6 protein-coding genes and 1 pseudogene are annotated in these 9,502 nt (G+C 66.6%); 1 reads left to right on the top strand and 6 read right to left on the bottom strand.

The features are described from left to right. Positions 1 to 209, bottom strand: a pseudogene (locus tag Q0480_RS10950) (aspartate aminotransferase family protein); the annotation flags it as partial. Between Q0480_RS10950 and Q0480_RS10945 the strand changes: the two are divergent. Then, positions 193 to 1,026 carry a plasmid partitioning protein RepB C-terminal domain-containing protein gene (locus Q0480_RS10945; RefSeq protein ID WP_299132827.1) on the top strand — a complete coding sequence of 278 codons (834 nt, stop codon included), beginning with the start codon at positions 193 to 195 and terminating at the stop codon, positions 1,024 to 1,026. The pseudogene Q0480_RS10950 and the gene Q0480_RS10945 overlap by 17 nt on opposite strands. Before the next feature lie 224 nt (positions 1,027 to 1,250). Here Q0480_RS10945 and Q0480_RS10940 read toward each other — a convergent pair whose 3' ends face one another. From Q0480_RS10940 to Q0480_RS10920, 5 genes are all read right to left on the bottom strand, one after another. Continuing rightward, positions 1,251 to 1,520: a helix-turn-helix domain-containing protein gene (locus Q0480_RS10940; RefSeq protein ID WP_299132824.1), complete on the bottom strand. Its 270-nt coding sequence runs from the start codon at positions 1,518 to 1,520 to the stop codon at positions 1,251 to 1,253. A gap of 241 nt (positions 1,521 to 1,761) precedes the next feature. Next, positions 1,762 to 4,911, bottom strand: coding sequence for a helicase-related protein (locus tag Q0480_RS10935; RefSeq protein WP_299132822.1), 3,150 nt, complete (start codon positions 4,909 to 4,911; stop codon positions 1,762 to 1,764). Then, positions 4,901 to 6,625 (bottom strand): phospholipase D family protein, encoded by a 1,725-nt coding sequence (locus Q0480_RS10930; RefSeq protein WP_299132819.1) that lies wholly within the window; start codon positions 6,623 to 6,625, stop codon positions 4,901 to 4,903. The genes Q0480_RS10935 and Q0480_RS10930 overlap by 11 nt, the downstream gene beginning before the upstream one ends. Positions 6,626 to 6,746: 121 nt before the next feature. Then, positions 6,747 to 7,925, bottom strand: a complete 1,179-nt coding sequence (locus tag Q0480_RS10925; protein ID WP_299132817.1) for a DUF6361 family protein — start codon at positions 7,923 to 7,925, stop codon at positions 6,747 to 6,749. 4 nt (positions 7,926 to 7,929) lie between these two features. Further along, a partial coding sequence (locus tag Q0480_RS10920; RefSeq protein WP_299132815.1) for a 3'-5' exonuclease occupies positions 7,930 to 9,502 on the bottom strand: 1,573 nt, incomplete at its 5' end.

Genomic DNA, 9,502 nt, shown 5'->3' with positions numbered 1-9,502 from the left:
GCCATCGTGCCGCACTGCTGCGCGCTGAAGGTCACGCCGGCCGCCTTCGCCGCCTCGCGCAGGCCGGCGACCAGCCGGCCCAGCCGCGCCGAGGTCGCCTCGTAGAAGCCCGGCGCCGAGATCAGCTCGAGCGTCGCGAGTCCTGCGGCCATCGCGATCGGGTTGCCCGACAGCGTGCCCGCCTGGTAGACGTTGCCGAGCGGCGCCAAGGAGAGTCGGTCCTATTCGCAGGTTCTGAGTTCCATCAAGGCGATCGGCCTGATCGAAGCGCCTGTCGTCATGGCGGATGAAAAGAATGCCGGAACCTGGTTTCTCCTCGACGGCCACCTTCGGCTGGAGGCGCTGAAGGAACTTGGTATCGCCGAGGTCGAGTGCCTGATCGCTGCTGACGACGATACCTATACCTATAACAAGCGCGTCAATCGCATCCCGCCGATCCAAGAGCACCGGATGATTACGCGGGCGATGGATCGAGGCGTGTCGTCGGCTGACATTGCAGATGCCCTGAACCTCCAGGTGCAGTCCGTGCTGCGGCGTTCCCGGTTGCTGGAGGGGATCAGCGCCGAGGCAGCAGAGATGCTGAAGGATACGCCTTGCTCGATGAAGGTGTTCGACATTCTGCGTCAGATGACAGCCGTCCGGCAGATTGAAGCCGCCGATCTGATGATCGGCCAGAACAATTTTACGGTCATGTTTGCGCGCGCGCTGCGCGCTGCGACATCCGAAAACCAGCTTGCCGCCACCAAGAGGGGAAAGGGCGGCGGCAAGCCGACGCCCTCGGGTCAACAGATCGCCCGGATGGAACGGGAACTGGCGGCGCTCCAGACCCAAGTGAAGTCAGTCGAGGAAACCTACGGTATCGACAATCTGCATTTGACTGTCGCGCGCGGATACATCGCCAAGCTCCTTGCGAACAATCGGGTGGTCCGCTGGCTGGCGACTTATCAGCAGGATTATCTCGGCGAGTTTCAGAAGATCGCCGAGATCGACACCCTCGGCCCGATCGCGGAATCGCCAGGCGCCTGAGTCATATGGGGACCCGGACCCGATAAGCGCGGGGACCATGGGAGAAGCCGCACTGTGGGGCGGATCAAGCATGGCGGTGGGAATGGCGGCGAACCCGCATGAAGCCCACCAGGCCGGTCGTCATAAGATCCGGCCGCATGAGGGGCAGTTTGCCTCCCATGAACCAAAGGCGGGCGGGCGTGTCGGGAGCGCCAACTGGCACGCCCGCCATTTGGGTTGAGCGATCACGCGCGATCCACGGCGTCTTGCTCAATTCGCTTTGAGGCGCGGCACTGCACGCGATTCCTGTCGTCCCACGCCTCAAGCTCATCGACCCGGTAGAGGACCGCTTTGCCGATTTTTACGAACGACGGCCCGATCTTCATCGCACGCCAGTTCCGAAGGGTGCCGACGGAAACGCTGCCACGATAGCGTTCGGCCACCTCTTCCGGCGTGAGAAATGTGCTGTCTGACATACGCCCTCCGTCGGCAGAAAACCTGCCGTTGATGATCATTGATGGTCGAGCGCGAGACGCATTTCGGAATGCGTCAGTCATTCAGAGGCACCGACACGCTGGCCGAGCTTTGATCGCGCACGCTCCTGCATGAACGAACATGAGCGCGCGGGAGTAGCCGGGGAAGTATCAATCTTCAGGCGTAGGGAACGCGGCTAGTCGTGGATACAAATAGGCGGTGGAGACGGAGGTGATCCTCCCACCTGCAATCGGCATTTCGATCCAAGATGCGGTGAGGTCATCACGCTGACCTATCGAAAACCTCGGGCTCAAGTCGAATTTGCAGGTCAGCAAGCAGGTTCGAGTCCATGCCGTCGCCGGCCAGAGTTTGCAGGTAGTCGAGCAGATCGTCCTGCCGTGGTTGACCAAAGGCCAGACGATAGACCGTGAGGCTGCGTTTGAGCCAGGCGAGCCGCGTGACTTCCCGACTGAACGGCAGCATCGGCACGCGCCGTTCGACGCGCACGGAACCTTCGTAGATCCAGTAGGGGATGAGGTCGGTGTCGACCGCCGCCTCCGAACGAGCGCACTCGAACATCAGCTTCCACGGATCGTCAGGAGCCTGCCCACGGCCCCTGACGACCGCGGCCTGGCGCTCGGCCAGATTGAGGCGCACGGCATGGCCCTTGAAGCGATGGACGCGGCCTTCGCGCTGTTCGAGGTCCACCGGGTTGCCCGGCAGGTTCCAGTGATAGACGCGATAGCAATAGGGATGAAAATCCAGCCCTTCCTGGCCGACCGAGGTGGTGGCGAGAACGAACGGCCGGAACGGTGAGTTGAAGGCATCGCGCACGCCTCCGAGCCGCGCGACGGCGCCGTCTTCGTCCTTATAGTCGGCGAGCCGCATCGCGAAGCGTCCGCGCATCTGGAATTTGCTGATGGCGAGGGTCTCTCCATCGACTTGCACGTCATCGACGTCGATCTGCGACGGGCGGATGGCCAGGGCCTGGGCCATGGCGCGAGCGACGCCGATTGCACGTTCCTCGGCCGGACGGGCACCGAGACCTTCGGCATCGACGAGATAGTGGGCGTATTCGTCCAGGACCGCCTGAAGATTGTGCTGCGCGCAATAGACCAGCACGCGCCGCCAATAGTGATCGTCGGTATCCCGCCGCAGCAGGGCGACTGCGTCATGCTGATTGAACAGCGTGCGGAACGACCAGGCAACCTCCGCAGCGGCGCTGAGCATGCGCGGGTCGTCCCAAGCCAGCTCGGGCGCGATCCGCTTGAGCGCGCGAAGCGCACAGATGGCCGGACTGCCGAGCGAGACGTCAACCAGCAGGTCCGATAGATCAGCGGAAGTAGCGCCAATGTCGCGCGTCTTCACCGCTGCTGCCAGTTCGGCGACATGATCCTGGAAGGCGTCTTCGCTCGCCAGCGCGCGCATGCCGTGGGGCGTCTCCAGCCAGGCGCGAGACCGCGCGCCCAGCAGGTCATCGATCACGGCAGGGGCGGCCCACTCTGTGCTGTTCGCGTCCTGATGTGATACCGCTCCCTCCTGCAAAGCACCCAGAGCAGGCTTGAGGCGGTCGCCTACAGCGGCGCGCATTCCCTCCAGCGACAAAGCGGTCTCAGTTTCGCTGAACACCGCCAGCGGATCGGTGAGTTCGGCCAGAGCTGGCGAAGGATAGATCAGCAGCAGCGCGCGCAGACCCGCGAGCCGACCGTGATCCTGCCGAAACTGCAAGGGCCGGAGGCGATGCTGCTCGAAATAGCGCCGGCCGGATTCGCCGACGCCCATGCGCCGTTCGGCTTCGTAGGACAGCAGGGCTGCGATCGCATCGGGCACCATGGACCAGGACGAAAATATCAGCGCCTTGGTCAGCGGCGCCCCGGCTCGCGCCTCGCCGTAATAGGGCATGGCGGCGGGTATCCAGAGGTTCTGTTCCAGATGCTGGCCGAAGATGTCGTCCATGATCGCGCGCATGCGACCGTTAGCCGGGTCAAGCGGCGCATAGGTGTCGATGGCGTCGTGATCGAGCATGGCCGGTCGAGCCGCCTGGATTGCGGTGCGGAGCACGGCCGAAGGCGCGTCGATCTGGTCTTCCAGCAGCCGCTTCAGGCTGTAGTGGCGCATGAAATTGAGCAGATAGGGCGAAGACTTCCAGTATTCGATGATCTCCGGCGCATCGAGCGTGCGCGCCACCTGAGAAACGGCGGATGCCTGCGCGAGGTCGGCGGGCGCGATCGAGACCGTGATGGGAGGCTCGCTCATCATGGAGTTGCGCTCGACCGTGGATGCGACCCGCTCGGTTCGGGCGATCACACGGCGCAGGCGCCGTTCGATGGTCTGGCGGGTCTCGACCGCTGAGGCATGTGACTGTGGCAGGGCATGCAAGAGGCCGCGGAAGGCGCGCATTTCACGCGCCAGCGTGGCTGCCACCTCCGGCCCCTTTTCCCGGCCGTAGAGGAAACTCAGGGTCTCAAGGAAGTCCTGATAGTGGTCGCCTTCGTCGGGCTCGTCGCCGGCGAGCGTGAGCATTCGGTAGGGTGTGGCGGAGAGCAGCAAGGTGCGGGCGGCGTGCCCGTCGCCTCCCGAGTAGTCGAACAGTTCGCGCGCGAGGATCGCCGCGTCGCTGTCGCCATGCAGCAGATCCCGAAACCGCTGGAACTCGTCCATGATGATGAGGTCGGGTTGCAGCGCATCCACGCAGGCGTGGGACAGCTTGGCGCGGAGCCGGGCGACCAGGCTGTTGCGGGGCTGTGTCATTTCTGCGGGATAGGTGTCCCGGCGGCGCGGGAAGAGTTCGCAAATCCGTTCGAGTTCCTCGAAGAGGTCGCGATCCGCCTGCACGTCGCGGCGGAAACGCTCGATGATGCGCTTGTCGACGCCTTCGAGGGTGAGGTTGTCCACGGCGCGGTTCCAACCCTCGACGCCGGCCGTGACCTGCAACAGGTTGTGCAGGCCGCGCGGGCGCGTAACGAGGTCGCGCAGGAGATGGAACAGCAAGGCGCGCTCCTGCGTCACGCCCGTCGCGGAGCGCAGATCGAAGGTCGTGCCCGGCGTCAGGCTGATGAAGTTCACCCTGTTGGCGTCGAGGCCCGCCTGGTCGCGCAGTTGCAGGGGAACGAGCGTCATGCGGGTCGGCAGGGCCAGCTCGCGCCGCCCGAGGACGTTCAGCCGGTTGAGGTTCTGGGCGGCGATCGCCTGGTTCGAGCAGATGTAGAGGATGTCGATCCGCTTGGTGCTGTCCCACAGGTGTTCGATCATGCGGGCGATGACCCCGCGCGCCACCATCGTCTTGCCGAGGCCGACTTCGTCGGCGACCAGGAACTGGCGGACAGGATCGTCCTGGCCGTAGAGCCGATCGAAGACGTAGTCGACGGTGCGCCGCTGAAAGACCTTGAGGGGAGCGAGCGCCGCGTCGGCGCGAAACCGTTCATTCGGCATGCGCGGCATCCTGCGTGGCGAGCGCAATTCGGAATGTATTCCAGAGTGCGCGGAACTCGGCCGGAATCGGATCGGTATCGTCACCGTCGCCGGTTTCCAGGCGTGCGATCAGCCGTTCGATGGCGCGAAGCTGGTCTCCGCCCCGGCAGAAGGCCCGAACCATCTCCTCGAGGATGGGCGCGTCGTCGCTTGCCGCGCGCCAAGCGCCCTGACCTGACCCGTCCTGCGCCGCGAGGGCGGCGGCGAAGGGATCGCCTAATTCGGAGAGGAGCAGGCGGAGATAGCGGAAGAAGGCGTCCTTGCTGTCGATCACCCAGCGCAGGATGGCGGCGTGACGCTCTGCGGGCAGCCCCTCCATCATGAGCCCGGTGCTGAACAGGATCGAGACGTCTTCCGTCTCGTCCGTCAGGTGACAGGCGAGGAACCGGGTAAGGTCGACCAAGGGCATTGCGCCAAGGTCGGCGGGCTGTCCCTGCCGGAGCGGCTCCAGCAGATCGCGCGCATGTCCTTCGCCCCGCGTGATCGGCCAAACTCGCAGCGCACCGAGCCCGGTAAGGGGCAGCGGTTTGGACGGGATCAGCCAGACCCGCCAGACCGGCGCGCCATCGGCGGCGTGCTCGCCGCGCTCGCAACGGAGCGTGAGGCCGCTGCGGCAAATCTCGCGCCGTGCCTGATCCAAACGAGCCTCGGCGGCTCGTTGCGCGGCATCGGCGGCTCCCGTCTCGTCGCGGACGAACGGCCGCGTCAGCCGGCCAAACCCCTTGTCGCCGAGGATTTCCTCGACGCTGCCGACCCGTGATCGCTTCCCGGTCAGGGTGGTGAAGATCTCGACATTGCTGCCGGTCAGCAGCGCCGGCCGCGTGGCGTTTCCCGAGCCGACCGTGATCGCGGTGTCCCAGCCGCGTTCGGCGATGAACGCCTTGGCATGGAGCCCTTGCAGGGCCGCTGCGTCCTCCTCCTCGCCATCTTCCGTGGCCGCCATTTCGTCGAGCACGGCCACGCGGGCAAAGCCATCGAGCGTGGCGCCGGGCACCTGGGCGAGTTCGTCGGATCGCCCGATGAAGATGGGCTTTTCGGCGCTGGCCAGGCCGGCCAGCATCGACAAGGTTTGATCGTCGCAGAAGGGCGACACGACGCCCAGCCGAACGCAGGGTTCCGGGCGCCATGGCTTTCCGCCGAGGCCGTTGACGGCGAAGGAGACGCTCTGGAACGGTTCGGGCAGGCTCCATTCGGCGCGGCGCATGTCTTCGGCCAGGTCATCGACAAGCGTCTTCGTTCCGTCGGGAACGCCCACGGTCGCGAGGTCGGGGAGCTGGCGAAGGAAGTCGGCGACCGGGCGATTGACCGCTTTGGGCTGCTTGGTGATCACGCCGTCGAGGGTGGCGGCAATGTCCCATGAGCGGTCGCGCGTCAGGTTTCGGGAGAGAATGAGCAGACGCAGGCGGGCGGGGTCTTCGGGCCGCAACGGCGTGAAGCGCAGCGCCCACATCTTGGGGTGGAAGGCCCCGCCTTGAGGGGCGGCGACCTCGACGATGATGCGTTCGAGCAGCGAGCAAAGGCGGGAATGCGGCCGGGCGCTCGCCTGGATATGGCCGGCGTCGGTGAAGACGACGAGGCGGCCGGCGATGCGCTCGGCGCCCTCGAGCAGCGCCAGAGGATGAGAGAGAATGTCGTCGCGGTTCTCGGCGGCGAAGAGCGCCAGACTGACCGGCACGGCGAGCGCGGTCTCGAAGTCGAGCGAGAAGGTCGTGGCGACCGCCGCGTCGAAGACATAGCCCGCCGGCGGCTGAAGATTGGCGCCGTAGAGCGTTCGCTGTTCGGGATCGAGGCTGCGCCTATTCAGCATGGGCGAGATCCCGCAGGTGGGATTTGGCCTGCGCCCAGCGGAAGCTGAGGCGGTCGGCGCCCGATGCGCCGGTCCAGCGGTCGCGGACAGCGTGATTGGCGTAGCGGGACTGGCTGGTCTTGAGCCGGCGTTCGCGCTCCTCGACGAGCCGCCGCGCCGCGGGCGCCGAGATTACCTGCTCCGTCCCGGCCAGAACCAGATCGCGCCACTCGCTCACGAACCGCTTGGCGGCCGGTCGGACGGCGTGCGCCGGGTGCTCCACGACATTCCAGAAATCATCGAGCGACCACGCGCGGACGGCGCCGGTATCGAGTTCGTCGCTCCAGGCTTCAAGCCGAGCGCGATAGTCCTCGATCCAGTCGTCGCGCTGGCGCAGCTCGCTGAGCGCGAGGTTATAGAGCAGCGCGGCGCCGTGCATCACATGGGAGAAGATTTCCCCATGCTGGACGAGGCGGCGCGCTGCGGATGGAAACGCCGACAGATGGGGGTGCGTCCAGATATAGTCGCAGTCCGCGTCGATGCCGTCGCGCGCCAGCATCGTGAGCAGTGCGGTGGGCTGGCTGGCGATCAGGCGGTCGATGAGGAATTGCGCCTCGTCGGTGGTCAGGCGGAAGACGGCGTGCTCAAGCAGGTCGCCGGGCATCTGGGGCAAGGCCGGATTCCAGACGGCGGGCGTCTGGGCGCCGGCCAGAGCGTCTTCGCCGCTGGATGCGCCGCGCGACCGGCCACGGCCCCGCAAGGCGACGAACAGACTGTCGAGCGAGCCGGGAAAGACCCGGATGCCCCACGCGCCCAGGCCAGCCCAATAGACGGAACTCGGCAACCGCTGGAGCCGTGGTCCTGCATCCCGGCCGATGATGCCGTTGGACTCACCGCCGGCTTTCAGGGCGTCGGCAAGCCGGATTTCGGTGTCGCGCGCCTCGGTGCGGAGCTGCGCTTCGGGGACTTCGCGCTTTTCCAGCGCCCGATAGAGCCAGGGAATGAACAGCATGTATCGCAGGCGCGTCTGGATCGTGCTCGTGCCCGGAAAGAGATGATCGGCGATGGAATCCCGGATCGCCCCCAGCCCCAGCTCGTCGCGGGTCTCGCGCTCCTGAAAGAGCGCCATGATGCGCTGCGCGCGCTGCCGCTCGGCTTCATCGAAATCGATCCAGGCAAGAGACGACATGGGCTCAGGCCGCCTCGCTCTCGGTCGGCTTCGTCGGCAGGACGGGAATGACGGCGCCGGAGGTCATCAGCACGATCAGTCCGCGCTCGGCGCCGGTCATGTCGAGATAGGCCCGCACCTGCGCGCGATAGTGATCGAGCGTTCCCGGCGCCGGCGTCACATCGCTTTTCCAATCCACGACGACGGCGGGGCGGCCCTCGGCCGTCAGGGTCAGGGCATCGGCGATCCCGGCCGTTGCCGTTTCCACGCCGTCGGCTGCTTGTGCCGAATAGACGGGAAATTCGGCCAGAAGACCCGGCCGCAGGGCCGCAATGTCAGGCAGAGCCAGGGTCCGGGCCACACAGGCCGCCAGTTCCTGCGCCGACAGCCCCGTCGCCGGGTCGGCGACCGGAGACTGGCCGAGGGCGCGGATGAGGTGGCCAGCCCGTTCGGTCAGGGCGGCTTCCGCTTCTGGGATTTCGCCGGTCAGCACCTCTTCCATGAGCTTGTGGAGGATCAGCCCGCGCTCGCGGCCGCCCTGCACGAGGACGGCGGCTTCCAGCTCGGGGGGCTGATCGTCGGCCGATCCCGTCCAGAGCGCGGCTTCTTCTTCCCGCAGCACGGTCCCGGCGGCGTTTTCGTCACGGCTGGGCGCGAGCCAGGTCAACCGCGTCTGCGCGGCCGCGATGGCTTCGGCTTCGGCGGCGAAGCTCGCGCGCGTCTGGGTGTTGCCCGCGCCCGCACCTGCGGCCGCGAGACCGGCAGGCAGGTGAGAGACGTCCAGGCCGGGCAGGTCGGCGAGCGACAGATCGACGAGACCGATCCAGGCCGATTTCGACGGCGTGGCGTCGAGCCGGGGCAGGACGAGGAGTTCGCGGGCGCGCGTGGCCGCGACATACCAGAGCCGGATGCGTTCGCGGTCCAGCTCCTCCTTTTCCGCCTGGCGCGCGGTTTCGTAGCCTTCGGGCGCGACGCCTATAACCGGGCAATAGAAAGTCTCGGTCTGGCGGTCGATGATAGCGCTTTCGGGCGCCATGACGCCGGTCATGGTGTTGACCGGAATGACGATCGGCCATTCCAGCCCCTTGGCCGCGTGCATGGTGAAGAGCGCGACCGCTTCCTCCTGGGCGTCGGGCCGTCCCTCGACGGCGCGGGCCTCGTCGGACCACGCCGCTGTCATCGCCTCGGCGAAGGCGCGCAAACCGCGCACGGCGTAGCCGGTCGACAGGCTGAGATAGAGATCGACATTGGCGAGCGCGCGCTCGGCCTGGCCGCGATGGCGCTCGAGGAGGAGCGGACGGACGCGCAACACGTCCACGGCCTGCGAGAGCAGCTCGTGCGGGGTCGTGCTGTTGCCGCGCCGGGAGAGCGATTGCAGCCGCTCGATGACGTCGCGCGCGAGCGGGTGCGCGATGACGGCGGGGTCGATGCTGAGATCCAGGCGCGGAATCCGATCCGGCTGTTCCTCCGAGCGCGGAAGTCCCCAGATGATGTCCAGCAGGTCTTCTTCGGTGAGTCCGACCAGAGGCCCGCGCAGCAGCGCGCCGAGCGCCAGCGTGTCGCGGCGATCGGCCAGGACGCGGGTCAGCGCGATCAGA

Origin of the sequence: uncultured Amaricoccus sp., assembly GCF_937891315.1 — a bacterium.
Taxonomy (GTDB): Bacteria; Pseudomonadota; Alphaproteobacteria; order Rhodobacterales; family Rhodobacteraceae; genus Amaricoccus.
This window is presented reverse-complemented; position numbering and strand designations above follow the sequence as displayed.